We start from the raw sequence: 18,544 nt of genomic DNA on the forward strand, positions 1-18,544 counted from the left end.
GAGCATTCCGACTATTTCTGCCTTCTTGATTGGCGTGGCGGGCATGGCCGATTCGGCGCGGATAACGAAGCACAATGGTTGCCCGCGACCATCCGAATCAGTCACGCCCGCCGCCAACACCTCAAGTAATACGATTCACGAGCGGCTCTGCCGGGTCCTGAGGTCAGACGACCTTGAAACTGTGCAGGGGCGACTGGACGTTGTGGAGATCGCCGGTCGGGACGAGGTAGGAGACGCCCGTGCAGCCGGCGCCCGAGAACACCTTCAGGGTGTCGTCGGTGAGGTTCACCCAGCCCAGGAAGCCGATTGGGGTGGTGACGCACTCGGTGCTGAGCGGCACCGTGTATTCCATCGTGGCGTCGTTGAACCACTTCGACACGTGCAGACACACGGTGCCGTCGGCGTAGGTGCAACTGTCGTTGGGCTCGGCCGCGACCGCGGGCGTGGCGGTCACCGCGAGTGCCGCGGCGCTGATGGTCGCGAGCACCGCGGCTCGGGCGGACGTTGATGGGCGCATGCAATCCTCCTGTGGATACAGGTGCCGGTAAGTTGGCGCTGAAGGAACTGTCGCCCCTCACAGCCAACTGACTAAACATTTGACGCCTCAACGAAGTGAATGTCAATGCGGCCGCCGCGATCATCGCCGATATGCCGCCGCCGGCATTTTCGGCCCCTATTACAAACGCACCCCGGCCCCGATCAGTTCACGTGAACTGAATCTTTTCGTCCATCAGCGCACCGCCGTCGTCGACGCCGTACTGGCGATTGCCGAGGACCTCGGTGTGAGCGCGGCCCAGGTCTCCCTGGCCTGGCTGCGTCACCGGGCCGCACTGGCCACCACGGCCCTGATCCCGATCGTCGGCCCGCGCACCCTGACCCAGTTGGACGAATACCTGAAGTCTCTCGACCTCGACCTCAGCGACCAGCACTACCAGCGCTTGGACGAGGTCAGCGCCCTCCGGCCCGGAGCCCCGCACGAGGACGTCGCGGCCGCGCTGGATCAGGGCACCGACGGTGACCGCACCCTGCTCGACCTGCCCCCCGTTCCCGCCATCTGAAGACGCCGCCGGGAGTTCGCCGCGACGCTCCGCCGCGGCGAACTCCATGCCGCCTGCCGGCATAGCGTGTGGTCAGCGGGTCAGGCCGACCAGCGTCGCCAGTTGCGCCACCCCGGCCGGCACCGGCTGCGCGCGGGCAACGTCGGCGATGACGGTACGCGCCAACGGCCAGCACCGAACCTCACCCGGCGCGACATTGTCCGCGTCCACGCAGGGGTGCCGTCATCACGGGTATGGACTGCGAGCTTGAACGTTCTGCAGCCATGCCGGACGCACCCCCCAAGAGTCCGACGGCGTGCTGCCCCATTCGCACGCTGGCCCCGCGAAGTGATCGATCTCTAGAGGAGAGTTGTCAGGATCAGCGGCGAACAGTTCCAGATCCTCGGCGTAGCGGACAAGCAGCTGCGTCCAGGACGGAGCCAGCACGTCCCACGTGGCGCATTCGACATCAACCCGAACCACCTGTCCGGGCGTTCCCCCCGGTGCCGGATCAAAGTCGAGCAGCCACTGCACGTCGCCATTCATGTCGCCCACGACCACTGCGCCCGGCGAACCGATGATCGGTCGCACCGGTCCGTTCAGGCAGAGATGTTCGCCTTGGTCGACCAGGTATGCCCAGACCTGAGGATCGTCCCATTCCGGCTCCGGATGATAGTTGTCGCGCCACATCCGGGTCATCTCGATGATCTCGTTGGTGTCGTAGAGGTAATCCAGCGGTACCGGGCTGGGCTGGAGCTGACCCGAGTCGTACCCCCACTTGGTTCCGTTGTGGATGCGCAGGCTGGCGCGGAAATCCCGCGGCAGTGGCACGGCCAACGCGGCCTCCAACGCATCGACTGCCTGTACCGGGGCCGGTGCCTTGAGCTGCCGTACGGAAGCCGGCAGGACGCTACTCAGGCCAGCCTCGATCCGCGTCCACGCCTCGGTAACGCCCTTGTCGACGCCGGCTCCAGTGTCTGTCACGACGCAGACTCTAGACATCGCCACCGCAGGCGCACCTACCTCATCTGCCGCAGGCCGTGCATCGTGAGCGCAGCCGACTGGCGAGTGGCGACGCGCGCACGTGCCGACGAGCGTGCGCAAAGGGGACCGGAGGGTCTTCAAGCCGGATTGTCATTGCGGGACGCGTCGACGACTGATGGCGGTAGCCCGTAGATGCCGGTTGCGGTCACGGTGGCGTCGTCGATCGCGCTCGGGTCGACGCTCCAGCGACCGGCCATCGCCATCACATCGGACTCCGACGGCGTCGTGTCGTACCAGGCTGTCCACTCAGCGTCGGACCAGTGTTCGCACCCGGGCTCCGCACCGCGGAGACCGACGCCCAGAGCGATTTCGTCGGCTGTCGGGGCACCGACGAACAGAGGCACCTCGCCTCGCTCGCCGTTGAAGCAGTAGGCGCGCAGTAGCTCACCGTCCAGGGCCCGAGCCCAGGCATGATAATCCGGGACCCGTTCGTTGGCGAAGAACTGCGCTTCACCCAGCTGCTGACTCAGCAACCTGAGCCAATCGGGAAAGGGCGGCTCGGTCGCGTCGAAACCCGGCGGCATATGCAGCCGGCCGTGGGCGAAGGTCCAGCCTGGCACCGGCGCAGTCACGTACACGCCGTGCTGGTAGGCCCGGTCGGTGCCGGTGGCCCAGTCGAGGACTTCCCGGTCGCATAGGCCAAGGGCATCGGCCACCTCGTCTGGGGTCCGGTTTGGGACAGCCAGCCACGACGTCTTGTAACTGAATCCGGCCACGCCTCGCATGATCCCAGGAGCCTTGTCGTAGCTGCCCAGAGGCATCCGGATCTGCCGCATTGCGCACGCCGGTGGTCAGGCCGGTCCAGGTTAAAGATTGTTGACATCGTGTCAGGACTTCTTTACCTTCGGTATGTCAAGTTTTTCGTACATGGGGGCGGGACATGTCCTCCGAGGAGAAGCACACCTGGATCTCCGCCCTGGTCGGCGTCGCCGTCCCGGTCGCCTACCTGGCGGCCGTCCTGTCCAAGGTGCCGGGTACGGACGTGGCGAGGAGCGCCTACGTGGGGCCGATGCTCATCCGGACAGGACCGACGAGCGCGATCGCGGGTATTCCGGGTGCCGCTCGACGACGTCTTCGCCTACCCCGACACCCACGAGTAGACCCCACAACGTGACACGGCGCGCGAGGCAACCGCCTCGCGGCCCGGTTCCACGCACCCGAAATCAAGGAGAGATCATGCAAACCCCTCAACGCCTCACCCGGATCGAGAAGGAGCCACGATGCACGCGCTGACACGTACCGCCCGCGTCACCGGGCTGTTCTACCTCGGCAATGTCATCACCGCCGTACCCGGGCTCCTTATTGTCCGCCCGCAGCTCTTCGCAGCCGACGATCCCAATGCGACGCTGGCCAACCTGGTTACGCACGAGTCGCTCGCCCGCGCTGGCGTTGCCTTGGCGCTGGGTATGGTCGTCACCCAGACCCTTGCCGCCGCCTGGTTCTATCGCCTGTTCCGCACCGTAGACTCCTTTGCCGCGAGCGGGATCGCCGCCTTCGGCCTGGTCAGCGCGATCGTGGGCCTCGTGAGCGCGGCAATGTTGGCCACGGCGGTCGAGGTATCGGTCGACCCGGTCGGCGACGCGGCGGCCAACGTCCAGGTTCTGTACCTGGTCAGCGACGACCTGTGGGGCGTGGGAGCACTGTTCTTCGGCCTGTGGCTTATCCCCATGGGCTGGTGCGTGCTGCGCTCGGGCTGGATGCCCCGCGTCCTGGGCTGGATCCTCGTCGGCGGCGGTGTCGCGTACGTGCTCAGCGCGTTCATCAGATACCTCGCCCCCGACGCACAAGTCGTGGCCGAGGCACTTACGTATCCCGCGTCCGTAGGCGAGCTCTGGATGGTCGGCTACCTGCTCGTCCGCGGCGTGCGCCGGCAGGCACTGGACGAAGCGCCGCCAACCGTTCCCACGCCGACGCGGGTGGCGAGCTGAAGCGCATGGGCACCGTTGTCGATGTTAGGTTCGCCGGCATGACAGTGCAGATCACCGCTGGGCGTTTCCATGCGGCTGACGGTGTCGAGGACTGGCGTTGTCTCTACCACCTAGTCTCGGCTTATTTCCCGACCGGCTCGCTGTCAGCGGGCATCGCACTCGTCGATGAGATGGGCCGGCTCGCCGTCGGCAACGAACGCGAGTATCTCAACGTGGACCTGCGCCATGCCGGCGTGACCGTGTCGTTGTCCCGGCGCGACATATCACTGGCCCGACGGATTTCAGCCGCTGCCCGGGCGCTTGGCATCCCCGCCGACCCCACGGCCGTACAGCTCATCAACATCACCCTGGACGCCCTGAGCACCGACGTGCTGCCTTTCTGGCAGGCACTGCTCGGCTATCAACTGATCGGTGACGACTATCTGGCCGACCCGGCGCGACGCGGCCCCGGGTTCGGGTTGCAATCCATGGAGGCGGCGCGACCACAACGCAATCGTATGCACCTTGATATCGCCGTCCCGCACGATCAGGCCGAGGACCGCATCGCAGCCGCCCTGGCCGCTGGGGGACGTGTCATTTCCGACGCGCACGCGCCGATGTGGTGGGTTCTCGCCGACGCCGAGGGCAACGAGGCATGCATCGCCACCTGGCTCGGGCGCGAGTAGCGGCCCCGCTCACAACGCGCCTGCATACCTCGGCCGACATCGCCGTGCGGGCCCTAGCGCTGCACCCCTGACCCCGCCGCAGCGCCGGTCAGCGGGTCAGGCCGACCAGCGTCGCCAGTCGCGCCACACCGGCCGGCGCCGGCTGCGCGCGGGCAACGTCGGCGATGACGGTACGCGCCAACGGCCGGCACCGAACCTCACCCGGCGCGACACTGTCCGCGTCCACCAGCGCCCGCGCCGCCCCGCGCAGGTCACCCACCTGGAGGTACGCCCGCGCGACATCGATCAGGTACGCACCCCGATACTCGGCCGGCAACCGCCGCCACCCCTCCCGCCGCACCACGATCGCGTGCCGGCGTACCGCCTCGGCGGCATCACCCCGCGAGGCAACCACCAGCACCCGAGCCAGCTCGACGGCGATCGGCCCGAAGCTGGTGCGGTGCGTGTCGTCGTACCCCCGAAGGTTTGCGGCGACGCCCGCGGCCCGGTCGGTCAGCTCGTCGGCGCGGCGGTGCTCGCCGCAGCCGGCGGCTGCGAGGGCGGCCTGAACCAGCAACGTCCCGCCCACCGCCCTCCCCCGGTGCTCGCCCTGACCTTCGTGATCGCCCTCGCTTCCGTGATCGCCCTCGCCCTCGTGATCAAGAGGTTTGCGGGCGGTTTGATCTCCAAAAGCGCCGCAAACCTCTTGATCACCGGAGTGGGTTGGGGGTCGGAGGACGCGGTTGGCGGCGGGGAGCAGCGCGGCCAGGGCCAGGCGGTCGCGGTTTTGCGCGCGGAGGGCCTGGCCTACCGAGATGGTCGCTGTCGCCGCGAGCAGCGGATCGTCGCCGGCGGCGGACATCGCGCGGTCGGCGGCCAGCCAGGCGAGGTCGGCCTCCCCGAGCTTGACCAGCAGGGACGAGGTGATCCGGTACGCCTGCACCAGCAGCTCCGCCGACCGAGCGCCCTGGGCGGCGTCGAGCAGACCCGGCAGCAGCCGCACCAACTGCCCGTAGTGCGCGTGCTGATAGGTCAACCACGCGTGCCCGACCTGCCGTCTCAGCTCGTCCGTCCGCGTTGGAGCCTGCGGGGTGTCGTAGCGGGCGAGAGCAGCCCGAATGTCGTCCACCCCGTCCGGCGTGCTGGCCGGGGTGCCCTGCGGCTGGCCGAGCAGCACCTCCGGGTCGACCCGCAGGACGTGGGCCAGCTCTTGGATCACCGAGTACCGGTCCAGGGTGCGGGCACCCCGCTCGATCTTGTCCACCCAGCTCTTCGACCTCCGCAGCCGGTCGGCAAGCATCTGCTGCGTCATCTGCCGCCGCACCCGCCAGCGGGCGACGCGGCGGCCGATGGGGAGGTCATCGCTGGTCACGCTTCCACCGCCGGTCCGGGACCGCGCGGGTCGTGTCCTCCACGGGTACGCGGTCTGCCTCGGCCTGCGCGAGGAGGCGCTGTTTGGCGGCCTCCCGCTCGGCCGCCTCACTCTTGTCCCCCGGACTGCGGTCGTCCTGACTGCCCATGCCGCCTCCTCCGGTTAGCCACGCAGCGATGCTCGGGGCCGACCGTGCCTGGTCAACGGGACGCGCACACGTCCCAAACCGGACAGTAGGGTGGATTGGTGATGCCGTGATTACTGCTAGTTATGCGGCCAGGTTGATGCCGATACGGCCGGCGAGCAGGCGCAACTCGTCGGGAACGGCTCGGCGCTGGGCACGCTGGGCCAGGGCCACCACGGCATCGCGGGCAAGAGGGTTGATGGCGAAGGGGATCGGCGCTGCCCGCTCGGCCTGCACGAATGCGGCGAGGGCTTCGGCGTCGCGACGACCGCCGTCCGCCAAGGCACGCCCAAGGTCGAGCCAGTAGGACTGCTGGCGAATGGAGGCTGCAAGCACCTGCGGGCGAACGGTCCTGGACAGCTCAATGACACGGCCGGACTCGCCCTGCTCGGCGGCGATGGACATCTCCCACAGCCCCACGTTGGTCGGTCCGAACCCACAGCCGTTGAAGCCAGCCCCGTCGACCGGGTCCCCCAGAGTTGCCGCCTCGCGGGCCGCCTCTGAGAGGTGGTCTCGCGCAACATCCAGGCGCCCACCGACCGTCGAGGTCAGCGCAGCGGAGAGGTGGAGCTGTCCGAGCATCTGTCGGACTCGTTCGTCGGCGGCGTCAGCTTGCAGCTCGGTCAGTGACCGTTCGGCGGCACGGGCCGCGACCGGTGCAGACTCAATCGGCAAGCTCTGCGCATAGGCGAAACGGGTGGCCGCGATCCATGCCGGGTCTTCAGTGCCTTCGGCGACCGCCCCAGCGAGCCGGGCGGCGTTGAGGGCCAGATGGCGGTAGCCGAGGTTCCGCAGGCAGGTGGCGGCTTGGTAGGCGACCTGGACGAGCACGCTGCCGCCTACGGCGGCGGCTTCAAGCAGGAGATTGGGCAACATGCGAGCCATCGCCGGGTAGTTGCACGAGGTGCGAAGCTGCTCGGCGCGGGCGATCTCGGCCGCCAGGCGATCCGTTGTGTAGGTCGACGGGCGACGCTCGCCGTCCTCGATCTCGATCAGGGCCGACCAGATCGCCGGCACGCACTCGGCGGCGCTCTCGCGGGCCGGATCACCGGACTCGGTGCCCTGGCCGAGCAGGTCAGCCACCGTGACCTGGAGTGCGGCGGCGACAGCGACCAGAGTGGAGCGACGGTCGATGGTCTTCCGGCCCGACTCGACTTGCGACACGTAGGACTGGGTGACGCCAGCGAGCCCAGCGAGGACGGCCTGAGTCATGCCGCCACGGCGCATCCGCCAGTACCGGATCCTGGCCCCGATGCTGTCCGGCCTCGTCGCCATGTCTCACCCACTCCTAGATCGAGGACCGGGACGGCGGCCATGCCCTGCTATGCCCGCACGTTTGGACGGTACACCCGGCATCGGCTCTCTCGCGGACTACGAACGGGTACGGGACGACCAACGGATGTGTGACATCCAGAGGTGACCCTGCTCGTCAAAGCGTGTTGAGACGGGTGTGCAGCGGGGCGACGACCACGATTCCGTGCTCGTCAACGTATGCCAACGAGGAAGCCCCCTTGAAGCCTCCGCATGCTCCCAGACGTTGGTGGCCAAAAACCGATGCCTGTTGAGCTACTAGTCATACCCATTCAGACATCAAGAGGGACCGCATCAGCCAGATGCGCCGCCACTCCGCCAGCCTCTCCAAGCCGCAAGTGCCGGCATCGAAGCGTTTATTGGTCGCAAGCCGCACGTTTGCGAGTCGTCTTCGCAAGCCGTTCCGCTGTAGGCGCTCAACATGGATCGCTCGAACATGTGTTCGCTTTCCGGGTTGCGCGCAGACCCTTATCCTGTGCGGAGTCGCCGGCTCCCGCCAATCCACGGCCTGAAGGCTTGAGGACACCATGCATCTAAGCTCCTTTTACGTGAGAAACTTTCGTCGCCTAAAGGCCGTGAAGATCGACCTCTCTCAGGACAGCACGATTTTCGTGGGAGCCAATAACACAGGGAAGACTTCGGCAACCCACATCTTCCAACTTTTCTTCAATCCTAGTGCCAAATTTTCAATACATGATTTTAGTGCTGATTGCTGGAGTGTAATTAACAGCTTCGACCCAGCGAAAAGCGACAACACTTTCGACTTGCCTAGCATATCGCTAGATCTTTGGTTCACCGTGGACGAAGAAAATCTCCACCGCGTAATCGATCTATTGCCAGATCTAGACTGGCAAGACACGCTAGTCGGTATCCGTATTGCCTTCGAGCCAATAGACCCCCTGGCTTTGTACGAGAACTTCCGCAAAGCCCATGAGTCGGCGAAATATCCGCCCAATGAATCGGAAGGCAGTTACAGGGCATGGCCATGCACCATGCACGATTACCTTTCGAAAAAATTAACCCAGGAGTATCGGACCACGTACCATAAGCTTGACCCTAGCGGGCTCGACAAATCAGATTTGGAGTTAGCAGGTTCAACACCTCTTGACAATGGCTCCCGAATACTCGCGTCTATCATGCGGGTGGATTTCCTCGACGCTCAACGATATCTAGCCGATGTCGAAGCAAGAGGCAGGGCCGAGGATCTGTCCAAGCGGATGAGCAGATTCTATCAGCGAAACCTTAAAAAACATGATCCGGACATCGATGCCTTACGTGCGATTGCCGAATCTGAGGAACGGTTAAACGCACACTTCGCGCAGGTCTTTGAGCCAACACTTGGAAGCCTCCGAAGGCTAGGTTATCCCGGCCTGACGAACCCGGAGCTAGTGATCAAGACGGAGCTAAGGGCGGATACTCTTTTGAGTGGCAGCGCCCAGGTGCATTACGTCGTTCCCGGAATTCAGCCTGTTCCAGCCGGCGGAGCAGACATCACCTTGCCCGACAGATATAACGGATTAGGTTTCAAAAACCTGATCTACATGGTGGTCGAGATCCTGGACCACCACCACTCGTGGTTGGACGAAAGTGAATCCCGACCGCCAATCCATCTTGTTATCGTCGAAGAGCCAGAAGCGCACTTGCATGCCCAGCTTCAGCAAGTTTTTATACGCCAGATAAGACAGATCGTGGGTGGTTGGCACGATGGGGTGGGCACGCAGTTTGTGATAACTACGCATTCCTCTCACATCATTTATGAAGACTTCCGTTCGATCCGCTATTTCCGTAGGTTCGATAATGAGAACGGACTCCACTTCACAGAAGTTCGAAACCTCTCGACCTTCTACAATAAAGAAGAACCGGCCACCCGTGAATTCCTATTAAAATACCTTAAACTAACGCATTGCGACCTATTCTTCGCCGATGCCGCGATACTTGTCGAGGGCAATGTGGAGCGGCTTCTCCTGCCGCTAATAATTGCGAAGTCCTGCAACGAGTTAGAGGCCTGCCATCTAACCATTCTGGAAGTGGGAGGAGCATTCGCCCACAAGTTCCGTGAGCTGATCGACTTCTTAGGTATTACTACTTTGATCATAACTGATCTAGACAGCATGGCTGCCGAATCCGGTGAGGCAAGAAACGGCGAAGGTGTCGTGGAGGCAGTCGTCGGACATGCCCCGAAACGCAAACCCCGACCTAAGGCATGCTTGGCAAGCACTCCCGGCGCGGTAACTTCGAATCCGATTCTTAAGGAGTGGCTACCGGGTCTCGCAAGCATCGAAGATCTACTCGATGTCGGTTCTGAAAAGAAAGTAGCGGAGTTTGGCCAATCGCCGAAGTCGGCCGTTAGAGTCGCCTACCAAACTTTAATCGCGGTTACTTGGCGAGACACAACGACGCATGTAGCCGGCCGAACGTTCGAAGAGTCCTTCGCGTTTGAGAACCTTGATTGGTGCCAGGACGCAAGCAATGGCTCACTTGATTTAATCATAGACCCTGATATTACAAACCAGGGCCTCGAAGCCATGCTTGCGGCGGTTTTTGAACGAGTAAGGACAATCGACAAGACCCAGTTCGCGCTGGCGCTTATGAATTTCGATAGAGATGCTTGGGTCACGCCCACATATATTGCTGAGGGGCTCGGCTGGCTGGCTGAGCAGCTCAATGTTCGTAGGTAACTCACATTATCATTACCCCAGATTGAAGGACGATACGACGTGAGCTTCCGGATTCAACGCCCCGATACTGCAGCTGACCTTTTACTGCGCAAGATTTTGAACGACAATGAGGCGACTGGATTCACAATGATAGCCGGGGCTGGATCGGGGAAGACCACTTCTTTGGTCAAAGCCATTGCTCACGTTGTTGATATTCGAGGCAAGGAACTCCTCGCCAACGGACAACAGGTGGCTTGTATAACTTATACCGAAGTGGCCACTCGCGAAGTGGAGGACGATCTCGCGGGGAATCAGGCGGTCCATGTCTCAACTATTCACAGTTTCTTATGGCGGATCGTCAGCCATTTTCAGCAAGACATTCGGCGCTGGGTCGAGGAACAGGTAGAGATTCGACTCGCTAAGGCGACCGCGGAGCAAGCTGGCTTCAGCAAACGCGTGCGACAACCGCGGCGTGACGCCACCTTTAGTAGAATCCGGAGACTCACCGAGGCGAAGTCCTCCCTGAATCGTGTATCACGATTCACTTACGGCGTCGCGAGCGACTTCAGGAAAGGCACCCTTGGGCATGAGGATATCACCACCATGGTGCCTACTCTGATAATTGCTAGACCCCTTCTCGCTAAGGTGGTTGCACGTCGATACCCCGTTATCCTGGTGGACGAGAGCCAGGATACCCTGCCGAACGTTGTTGACTGCCTCCGTCATATTGCTCAGCAGCAGTCGCAGAGATTCTGCCTTGGATTCTTCGGCGATCCTATGCAAAAGATTTACGTTCGAGGTGTTGGAGACATACCTTTAAGTGATCAGTGGCTCAAGATTGAGAAGCCGGAGAATTTTCGATCGCCAACAAAGGTGCTGCAAGTAATTAACGCAATCCGTGAAGATGGCGACGGACTTAGGCAGGTTTCCGGATTACCTGAGGTACTACAGGTTGAAGGTGAGGTTACCTTCTTCGTCCTTCCGAGAGACCGCAACCGTAAGGAAACGATCACTGGCGTGCGAGCCTGGCTGGCCCAACAGTCGGCCATTGGGGCTTGGATTGACGGCAGCGAGCGCGACAGCACCAAGATCCTGGTCGTCGCACATCGCATGGCTGCGCGAAGGCTTGGATTCGAAGCACTCTATGAGGTGTTCCACGGAAGTCGACTTCAAGATGCCTTTGATGAAGGGCGGGCCTGGCCGATAGCTCCGTTCCTCGGCACGCTTATGCCGCTCTATCAAGCGGCTAGGCACAGCCGCTCGGAACTCGTCCCAATTCTTAGACGCAGCAGCCCGCTGCTGCAAGCAGGAGATTTGGTGGGCGGCGAAGTTCGTGCCAGATTGCGTGAGCTCTCTCGCGGGGTGGATGAATTGGTACGTGTGATCGATACGGGTGGTGCGGGTTCGGTCGGACGTGCGCTACGTGTGGCCGAGAAATACAAGCTAGTGAGCTTGGAGCCACGCCTGTCCAGGTTCCTCTTGCCAGCCTCAGAATCTGAGGAATCTGAGGCCCCTGATGAGCTGACGGACGTTGTGCCTGCATTCCTCGAAACGAACATAAGCGAACTGGCAGGGTATTTTGCGTACATCGATCGAGAATCCCCGTACTCCACTCATCAAGGGGTGAAGGGTGCCGAATATCCCGACGTTCTAGTGATCTTAGATGATGAAGAAGGGCGCCACAATCAGTTTTCATATGACAAACTATTCGGGGTGAAGGGCTTGTCTCAGACAGATCGTAACCATCAAGTGGAGGGCAAAGAAACAATCATCGATAGAACGAGGCGCCTGCTCTATGTGTGCGCGTCGCGTGCCACTCGAGCGCTTGCGATCGTCTTCTACGCGGACGATGTCGATGTCGCCTTCGAAGCAATTAGCAAGTCAGGACTGCCTGGGACGGAATCTACGAAGAGATTGGTTGATATACTCGCGTAATTGACCGCAGCGATGATGTGGCGGCGAGTTATGTTCGATCTAGGTGGGTTGAGCAAGCGATCGAAGGAGCACCGCAACTTGGTGATGCTTACCGACTGACCTGCGCGTCGATCTATTCCACGTTGAACGCCTGGATCCGTGGTCAGCATTCTCCCGGTCAAGCCCGACCCCACATTCGTGCAAGGTCACGTACTCTTCAGAGCGCCACGATCGCCGCAGTCTCCGCAGGCAACTCGATCCGGTCACGCATCACCGTGACCCCCTCCCCCGTAGCCAACAACACCCGCCGCGCTACCCCCGGCAACGACACCCCCTGCCCCCGCCCAGCCAGGTTGGCGACAACCAGCGTCTCCCCCCGCCGCATCAGCAGGAACTGGTCCCCATGCTGCACAGACACCGCGTGCATCCGAGGATCCGACAGGTCAGGCACCGACCGCCGCAACCCAATCAACCGCTGGTAAAAAGCCAACATCGAGGCATGCTCGGGCTTGTCCAGCTCCGCCCAGTCCAACCGCGACCGCACGAACGTCTCCGGGTCCTGCGGATCGGGCACGTCCCCCTCAGGCCACCCGTGCGACGCGAACTCCCGCCGCCGCCCCAGCGCCACCGCCGTAGCCAGTTCAGGCTCCGGATGCGAGGTGAAGAACTGCCACGGCGTGGAAGCAGCCCACTCCTCCCCCATGAACAGCATCGGAGTAAAGGGCGCAGTCAGCAGCAAGAGAGCGCCAACCCGCAGCAGCGAAGGCGACAGCGACGCCGAGATCCGATCCCCGGTAGCCCGGTTCCCAATCTGGTCGTGGTTCTGCAAGTAAGCGACCAACCGATGCCCAGGAACACGGGAATCCAGAGGCCGCCCGTGGTGACGGTTGCGGAAGCTCGACCAGGTGCCCGCGTGGAAGAACCCACCGGTCAGCACGTCCGACAGCGTCTCCAGCGAGCCGAAGTCCCCGTAGTACCCCTGCCGCTCCCCCGTCAGCAACGTGTGCAGCGCGTGGTGGGCGTCGTCGTTCCACTGGGCGTGCAGGCCGAACCCACCCGCCTCCCGGGGCGTGATGAGCCGTGGATCGTTGAGGTCCGATTCGGCGATCAGGGACAGCGGCCGACCCAGGTGCGTCGACAGCGACTCGACGGAGACGGCCAGCTCCTCCAAGAGCGGCACAGCCCGCGAGTCGGGCAGGGCGTGCACGGCGTCGAGGCGTAGGCCGTCGACGTGGTAGTCGCGCAGCCACATGAGCACGCTGTCGATGATGTAGCGGCGTACCTCGTCGGAGTGCGGGCCGTCCAGGTTGATCGAGCGGCCCCAACTGTTGCTCTGCTCGGCGAGGTAGGGCCCGAACCGCGGCGCGTAGGCCCCGGAGGGCCCGAAATGGTTGTAGACGACGTCGAGGATCACCCCCAACCCGCGAGCGTGGGCGGCATCGACGAACCGTTTCAGGCCGTCGGGGCCGCCGTAGGGCTCGTGGGGGGCATACCAGCAGACGCCGTCGTACCCCCAGTTGTGTTCGCCGTTGAAGGCGTTGACCGGGAGCAGTTCGATCAGGTCGACACCGAGGTTCACCAGGTGGTCGAGGCGGTCGATGGCCGCGTCGAAGGTGCCCTCCGGGGTGAAGGTGCCGATGTGCAGCTCGTAGAGGATGCTGCCGGGCAGTTGGCGGCCCGTCCACGAGCCGTCGGACCACTCGAACGCGGAGTGGTCGTAGCGGCGGCTCGGCCCGTGCACACCCTCAGGCTGCCACGGGGAGCGGGGGTCGGGCAGTGGGGTTTCGTCGTCGTTCAGCAGAAAGGAGTAGTCGAGGCCGGCGTCGGGCACCTCGACCCGCCACCAGCCGTCGGCGGCGGCGCGCATCTCGCGGTCGGCGGCGCCGGGCAGGCGCAGCCGGACCCGGCTGGCGTCCGGTGCCCAGACGGAGAATTCGGTCATGAAGCAGCCTCCACGGAAGCGGTGGGAGGAGCCAGCAGTGCGACGGGATAGTCGGCCAGGAGGTTGTCCAGCGGAGTCTCTCCGCCACTGTAGACCCGCCCGGTGAACAGGTCCTTCACCTCGTTAACACCAAGCGACAGGGCTGTGTCACACCACCCACCGGCACGCGCCAGGCCGAGCGGCAGCCGGGTTGCCACGGCGATCACGCCGCCCCGGTCGAAGGCCACCACGTGCCGGCCCACCGGCCCGTGCGCCGGCACCGGCCGGTAGCCGGTGAACAGCTCCGGGTGCGCCCGCCGCAACCGCAGGGTCCGCGACACTACGAGCAGCTTCGCCGCGCCGTCGGTGTCGACCGGGGGACGCCAGCCGCCGTCGAGGCGCGCCAGCATCTCTCGGCGTACGTCGAAGTCGACCGGCCGGCGATTGTCCGGGTCGACGAGGGAGTTGTCCCACAGCTCGGTGCCCTGGTAGGTGTCGGGGATGCCGGGCATGGTGAGCTGGATCAGCTTCTGCCCGAGCGAGTTGCACCACCCGGCCGGGGCGATGGCCGCGGCGAACTCGGTCAGCTCGTCGTGCAGGCTTGGGTCGTCGTACATCATGTCGATCACCGCGTGCATGGCCTGCTCGAACACCGGGTCGGGGTCCGCCCACCGGGTCGAGGCCGCGGCCTCCCGGGCGGCCTTCTCGGCGTACGCGTGCAGGCGCTCCCGCTCGATCGGCCACGCGCCGACGGCGGTCTGCCACAGCAGGTGGGCGAAGGCCGGGTCGGGCAGCGGGGCGTACTCCATCCAGGCACTGACCTGCTCGGCCCAGCGGCCCGGCAGCTCGCTGAGCACGGCGAGGCGGGCGCGGACGTCCTCGCCGCGTTTGGTGTCGTGGGTGGAGACGGTCGTCATGCTGGCTGGCCAGCGGACCTGGCGGGCGGCGGCGAAGCGGTGGAACTCCGCCGGCGGCACCCCGAAGTGGGCGGGGCTGCCGCCGACCTCGTTGAGCGCCACGAACCGGGTCCAGCGGTAGAACGCGGTGTCCTCCACGCCCTTGGCCATCACCGCGCCGGTGAACTGCGGGAACCGGCGGGCCAGCTCGTCGTCGGGGTCGCGCAGTCGGCGGGTGACCGCGTCCAGGGCGCCGGCCAGGTCGGGGCGACGGCGGCCGGCCTCGGAGCGGGCGGCGGCGAGGTGCCGGGCGCCGTGCGGCGGGTAGCCCCGGTAGACCGCGAACGCGGCGGCCAGCTCGGCGAGCGCCGCGCGTGCCTGCTCGGCCGGCACGTCGGGGGCGAGCGCGGCCAGCCGGGTCAACTCGGCGGCGAGCAGCCGGGTGGCGGCGGCGAGCTTCGTGTCGTGGGTCAGGTCCTCCCACGAGGTGTGGTGCCCGGTCAGTCGGGTGTCCAGCGCCGTGAAGTCACCCTCGGTGTCCGTGTCGACGAACAGGCCGTTGACGGCGGCAAGCGCGTCGTAGCCGGTGGTGCCGTCCACCGGCCAGTCCGGCAGCTCCTCCCCGTACTCCAGGATCTTCTCCACCACGAGCCAGGCGTCCGGCGCGGCCTCCCGCAGCCGGGTCAGGTAGCCGGCCGGGTCACGCAGGCCGTCGGGGTGGTCGACGCGGATGCCGTCGACCTCGCCCGCCGCCGCCCAGCGCAGGATCAGCTCGTGGGTGGCGGCGAACACCGCCGGGTCCTCCACCCGCAGACCGGCCAGGCCCGAAACGGCGAAGAACCGGCGGTACGTCAGCTCGGCGTCGCCGCGACGCCAGGACACCAGCTCGTAGTGCTGCCGGTCGTGCACCTCCCGCGCGCTGCCGTCGCCGGTGCCGTCGGCCACTGGGAAGCGGTGCTCGTGGTAGCGCAACTCCCCCTCGACCAGCTTGAGATCGTCCAGGGCTCCCGGGTCGTCGGCCAGCACCGGCAGCAGCAGCCGGCCCCTGTCCCAGTCGATGTCGAACCAGTCGGCGTACGCCGAGGCGCGCCCCCGGCGCAGCACGTCCCACCAGGCCGGATTGGCCGGCGGCACTGCCACCCCTGCGTGGTTGGGCACGATGTCGACGACCAGGCCCAGATTGGCGTCGCGCAGTGCGCGCAGCAGCCGCTGCCGAGCGGCCTCACCGCCCAGCTCCGGGTTGACCGCCCGATGGTCGACCACGTCGTAGCCGTGCGCCGAACCGGGGGTGGCGGCCAGCAGCGGGGCGCTGTAGAGGTGGCTGACGCCCAGGTCGGCGAGGTAGTCGAGGATCTCGGCGGTGGCGTCCAGGTCGAAGCCGGGACGGACCTGGATTCGGTACGTGGACTGCACGGCCATGTCAGATCGTCCTCTCCAACACCACCAGAGAGCGGTCCGGCACCCGGATGGTGCCGCCCGCGCTGATCACCGTGACGTCGCCGGGCTCGGGGTCGGCGGTGCTGATGACCCGTTCCCACTTCTGCCCGTACTCGCTGCCCGGCAGGGTGAAGTCCAGCGGCGCGTCGTGGGCGTTGAAGCAGAGCAGGAACGAGGCGTCGTGGTGGCGCTGGCCGTACTGGCCGCGCTCCCGGATGCCCTCCCCGTTGACGAACAGCGCCACCGAGCGACCGAAGTCGTTGCCCCAGTCCTCGCCGGTCATCTCCCGCCCGTCCGGCGTGTACCAGGCCAGGTCGGGCAGCGGCTCGTCGCTGCCGCGCCCGCCCACCGGCAGGCCGGTGAAGAACCGGCGGCGGCGGAACACCTGGTGCCGTTTGCGGAAGTCGGTGAGCGTACGGACGAACTCCAGCAACTGCTCGTCGGCGTTGTCCCAGTCGACCCAGGCCACCTCGCTGTCCTGGCAGTACGCGTTGTTGTTGCCCCGCTGGGTGCGACCCAACTCGTCGCCGTGGCCGATCATCGGCACGCCCTGCGACAGCATCAGCGTGGCCAGGAAGTTGCGCCGCTGCTTGGCCCGCAGGGCGAGCACGCCCTCGTCGTCGGTGTCGCCCTCCACACCGCAGTTCCAGGAGCGGTTGTGGCTCTCGCCGTCCCGGTTCTCCTCGCCGTTGGCCTCGTTGTGCTTGTCGTTGTACGACACCAGGTCGTTGAGGGTGAACCCGTCGTGGACGGTGACGAAGTTGATGCTGTGGAACGGCCGCCGCCCGTCGTCCTGGTAGAGGTCGGCGGAGCCGGAGATCCGCGACGCGAACTCGGCGAGGGTGGCCGGCTCGCCGCGCCAGAAGTCCCGCACGGTGTCGCGGTACTTGCCGTTCCACTCCGTCCACAACGGCGGGAAGTTGCCCACCTGGTAGCCGCCGGGGCCGACGTCCCACGGTTCGGCGATCAGCTTGACCTGGCTGACCACCGGGTCCTGCTGCACCACCTCGAAGAAGGTGGAGAGCCGGTCCACCTCGTAGAACTCCCGGGCCAGCGTGGCCGCCAGGTCGAAGCGGAAACCGTCGACGTGCATCTCGGTCACCCAGTAGCGCAGCGAATCCATGATCAGTTGCAGGGAGTGCGGGCTGCGCACGTTGAGGCTGTTGCCGGTGCCCGTGTAGTCGACGAAGTACCGGCGGTCCTCCTCACTGAGCCGGTAGTAGCTGGGCGCGTCCACGCCCTTGAAGCTCAGCGTCGGCCCGAGGTGGTTGCCCTCGGCCGTGTGGTTGTAGACCACGTCGAGGATGACCTCGATGCCGGCCGCGTGCAGCGCCTTGACCATGCCCCGGAACTCCTGCACCTGCTGACCGGTCCGGCCCAGCGCCGAATAGCCGTGGTGTGGGGCGAAGAAGCCGATCGTGTTGTAACCCCAGTAGTTGCGCAGCCCCAGGTCGTTCAGGCGGTGGTCGTGGATGAACTGGTGCACCGGCATCAACTCGATCGCCGTCACCCCGAGCCGGGTCAGATAGTCGATCATCGGCGGGGAGGCGATGCCCGCGTACGTGCCGCGCAACTCCTCCGGGATGTCCGGGTGGCGCATGGTCAACCCACGTACGTGCGCCTCGTAGATCACCGAGTGGTGGTAAGGGGTGCGCGGCGGCTTGTCGTTGCCCCAGTCGAAGTACGGGTTGACCACCACCGACTTCGGCATGAACGGCGCCGAGTCCGTCTCGTTCATCCGCTCCGGCTCCGCCATGTCGTAGTCGTAGACCGCCGGGTCCCACGTCACGTCACCGTCGATGGCTTTGGCGTACGGGTCGAGCAGCAGCTTGTGCGGGTTGCAGCGCAGCCCGTTCGCGGGGTCGTACGGGCCGTACACCCGATAGCCGTAACGCTGCCCCGGCTCGATGCCCGGCAGGTACGCGTGCCAGACGTAGGCGTCCACCTCGCGCAGCTCGACCCGGCGCTCGGCGCCGGTGTCCCACTCGTCGAAGAGGCACAGCTCGATCCGCTCGGCCACCTCGGAGAAGATGGCGAAGTTGGTGCCCATCCCGTCGTAGGTGGCGCCCAGGGGATACCGCTCGCCCGGCCAGACCTGCATGTCGCTCCTTCACCCCATGGTCGTGTGCGCGCCGCGCCACGAGCGCGCCAGCGGAGACCCCGCCCGCGCGCACGCGGTAAGTGCCCCCCGCCCTGGCG

The 18,544-nt window shown here is 65.2% G+C and carries 15 protein-coding genes; 5 read left to right on the forward strand and 10 right to left on the reverse strand.

The window, feature by feature from the left end; genetic code table 11:
- Nucleotides 1–163 precede the first annotated feature (163 nt).
- Entirely contained in the window at nt 164–517 is a 354-nt protein-coding gene (locus ABZ808_RS06455) for a hypothetical protein (RefSeq protein ID WP_357001713.1), read from the reverse strand.
- Between the two features lie 79 nt (nt 518–596).
- On the opposite strand from ABZ808_RS06455, the gene ABZ808_RS06460 reads away from it, so the two are divergent.
- Nucleotides 597–1,058 carry an aldo/keto reductase gene (locus ABZ808_RS06460; protein ID WP_357001715.1) on the forward strand — a complete coding sequence of 154 codons (462 nt, stop codon included), beginning with the start codon at nt 597–599 and terminating at the stop codon, nt 1,056–1,058.
- Nucleotides 1,059–1,130: 72 nt separating this feature from the next.
- Here the strand turns inward: ABZ808_RS06460 and ABZ808_RS06465 are convergent, their stop codons facing one another.
- From ABZ808_RS06465 to ABZ808_RS06475, 3 genes are all read right to left on the reverse strand, one after another.
- Nucleotides 1,131–1,268 carry a hypothetical protein gene (locus ABZ808_RS06465; RefSeq protein ID WP_357001718.1) on the reverse strand — a complete coding sequence of 46 codons (138 nt, stop codon included), beginning with the start codon at nt 1,266–1,268 and terminating at the stop codon, nt 1,131–1,133.
- Nucleotides 1,269–1,283: 15 nt separating this feature from the next.
- The gene (locus ABZ808_RS06470; protein ID WP_357001721.1) at nt 1,284–2,021 is read right to left on the reverse strand and encodes an SMI1/KNR4 family protein; all 738 of its coding nucleotides are present in this window, start codon (nt 2,019–2,021) and stop codon (nt 1,284–1,286) included.
- Between the two features lie 137 nt (nt 2,022–2,158).
- On the reverse strand, nt 2,159–2,797 hold the full coding sequence (locus ABZ808_RS06475; RefSeq protein ID WP_357001724.1) for a hypothetical protein: 639 nt from the start codon (nt 2,795–2,797) through the stop codon (nt 2,159–2,161).
- Between the two features lie 504 nt (nt 2,798–3,301).
- On the opposite strand from ABZ808_RS06475, the gene ABZ808_RS06480 reads away from it, so the two are divergent.
- Complete coding sequence (locus tag ABZ808_RS06480) at nt 3,302–4,009, forward strand: DUF4386 domain-containing protein (RefSeq protein ID WP_357001727.1); 708 nt, start codon at nt 3,302–3,304, stop codon at nt 4,007–4,009.
- Nucleotides 4,010–4,047: 38 nt separating this feature from the next.
- Nucleotides 4,048–4,674 (forward strand): VOC family protein, encoded by a 627-nt coding sequence (locus ABZ808_RS06485; RefSeq protein WP_357001729.1) that lies wholly within the window; start codon nt 4,048–4,050, stop codon nt 4,672–4,674.
- A gap of 88 nt (nt 4,675–4,762) precedes the next feature.
- Here ABZ808_RS06485 and ABZ808_RS06490 read toward each other — a convergent pair whose 3' ends face one another.
- From ABZ808_RS06490 to ABZ808_RS06500, 3 genes are all read right to left on the reverse strand, one after another.
- Nucleotides 4,763–6,025, reverse strand: coding sequence for a helix-turn-helix transcriptional regulator (locus ABZ808_RS06490; RefSeq protein WP_357001732.1), 1,263 nt, complete (start codon nt 6,023–6,025; stop codon nt 4,763–4,765).
- Nucleotides 6,012–6,173, reverse strand: coding sequence for a hypothetical protein (locus ABZ808_RS06495; protein WP_357001735.1), 162 nt, complete (start codon nt 6,171–6,173; stop codon nt 6,012–6,014). Before ABZ808_RS06495 ends, ABZ808_RS06490 begins: the two co-directional genes overlap by 14 nt.
- A 120-nt stretch (nt 6,174–6,293) precedes the next feature.
- Nucleotides 6,294–7,484 (reverse strand): helix-turn-helix transcriptional regulator, encoded by a 1,191-nt coding sequence (locus ABZ808_RS06500; protein ID WP_357001738.1) that lies wholly within the window; start codon nt 7,482–7,484, stop codon nt 6,294–6,296.
- A gap of 563 nt (nt 7,485–8,047) precedes the next feature.
- On the opposite strand from ABZ808_RS06500, the gene ABZ808_RS06505 reads away from it, so the two are divergent.
- Entirely contained in the window at nt 8,048–10,198 is a 2,151-nt protein-coding gene (locus ABZ808_RS06505) for an ATP-dependent endonuclease (RefSeq protein WP_357001741.1), read from the forward strand.
- 39 nt (nt 10,199–10,237) lie between these two features.
- Nucleotides 10,238–12,112 carry a UvrD-helicase domain-containing protein gene (locus ABZ808_RS06510; RefSeq protein ID WP_357001743.1) on the forward strand — a complete coding sequence of 625 codons (1,875 nt, stop codon included), beginning with the start codon at nt 10,238–10,240 and terminating at the stop codon, nt 12,110–12,112.
- 196 nt (nt 12,113–12,308) lie between these two features.
- Here ABZ808_RS06510 and treZ read toward each other — a convergent pair whose 3' ends face one another.
- Genes treZ through glgX form a run of 3 tightly spaced genes read right to left on the reverse strand, consistent with a single transcriptional unit; the run spans nt 12,309 to nt 18,446 of the window.
- A complete protein-coding gene (gene treZ, locus ABZ808_RS06515; RefSeq protein ID WP_357001745.1) occupies nt 12,309–14,033 on the reverse strand; it encodes a malto-oligosyltrehalose trehalohydrolase in 1,725 nt (574 codons plus the stop codon).
- A complete protein-coding gene (treY, locus tag ABZ808_RS06520; RefSeq protein WP_357001748.1) occupies nt 14,030–16,327 on the reverse strand; it encodes a malto-oligosyltrehalose synthase in 2,298 nt (765 codons plus the stop codon). Before treY ends, treZ begins: the two co-directional genes overlap by 4 nt.
- Before the next feature lies 1 nt (nt 16,328).
- A complete protein-coding gene (glgX, locus tag ABZ808_RS06525; RefSeq protein WP_357001752.1) occupies nt 16,329–18,446 on the reverse strand; it encodes a glycogen debranching protein GlgX in 2,118 nt (705 codons plus the stop codon).
- Between the last annotated feature and the right edge of the window lie 98 nt (nt 18,447–18,544).

The sequence above is a fragment of the Micromonospora sp. NPDC047527 genome, from assembly GCF_040643015.1.
Taxonomy (GTDB): Bacteria; Actinomycetota; Actinomycetes; order Mycobacteriales; family Micromonosporaceae; genus Micromonospora.

What these genes read in the sequence shown, in the direction of transcription:
- ABZ808_RS06500 (WP_357001738.1), bottom strand. Translation starts at nt 7,484, where the DNA reads ATGGCGACGAGGCCGGACAGCATCGGGGCCAGGATCCGGTACTGGCGG.
- ABZ808_RS06495 (WP_357001735.1), bottom strand. Translation starts at nt 6,173, where the DNA reads ATGGGCAGTCAGGACGACCGCAGTCCGGGGGACAAGAGTGAGGCGGCC.
- ABZ808_RS06480 (WP_357001727.1), top strand. Translation starts at nt 3,302, where the DNA reads ATGCACGCGCTGACACGTACCGCCCGCGTCACCGGGCTGTTCTACCTC.
- treY (WP_357001748.1), bottom strand. Translation starts at nt 16,327, where the DNA reads ATGGCCGTGCAGTCCACGTACCGAATCCAGGTCCGTCCCGGCTTCGAC.
- glgX (WP_357001752.1), bottom strand. Translation starts at nt 18,446, where the DNA reads ATGCAGGTCTGGCCGGGCGAGCGGTATCCCCTGGGCGCCACCTACGAC.
- ABZ808_RS06505 (WP_357001741.1), top strand. Translation starts at nt 8,048, where the DNA reads ATGCATCTAAGCTCCTTTTACGTGAGAAACTTTCGTCGCCTAAAGGCC.
- treZ (WP_357001745.1), bottom strand. Translation starts at nt 14,033, where the DNA reads ATGACCGAATTCTCCGTCTGGGCACCGGACGCCAGCCGGGTCCGGCTG.
- ABZ808_RS06455 (WP_357001713.1), bottom strand. Translation starts at nt 517, where the DNA reads ATGCGCCCATCAACGTCCGCCCGAGCCGCGGTGCTCGCGACCATCAGC.
- ABZ808_RS06485 (WP_357001729.1), top strand. Translation starts at nt 4,048, where the DNA reads ATGACAGTGCAGATCACCGCTGGGCGTTTCCATGCGGCTGACGGTGTC.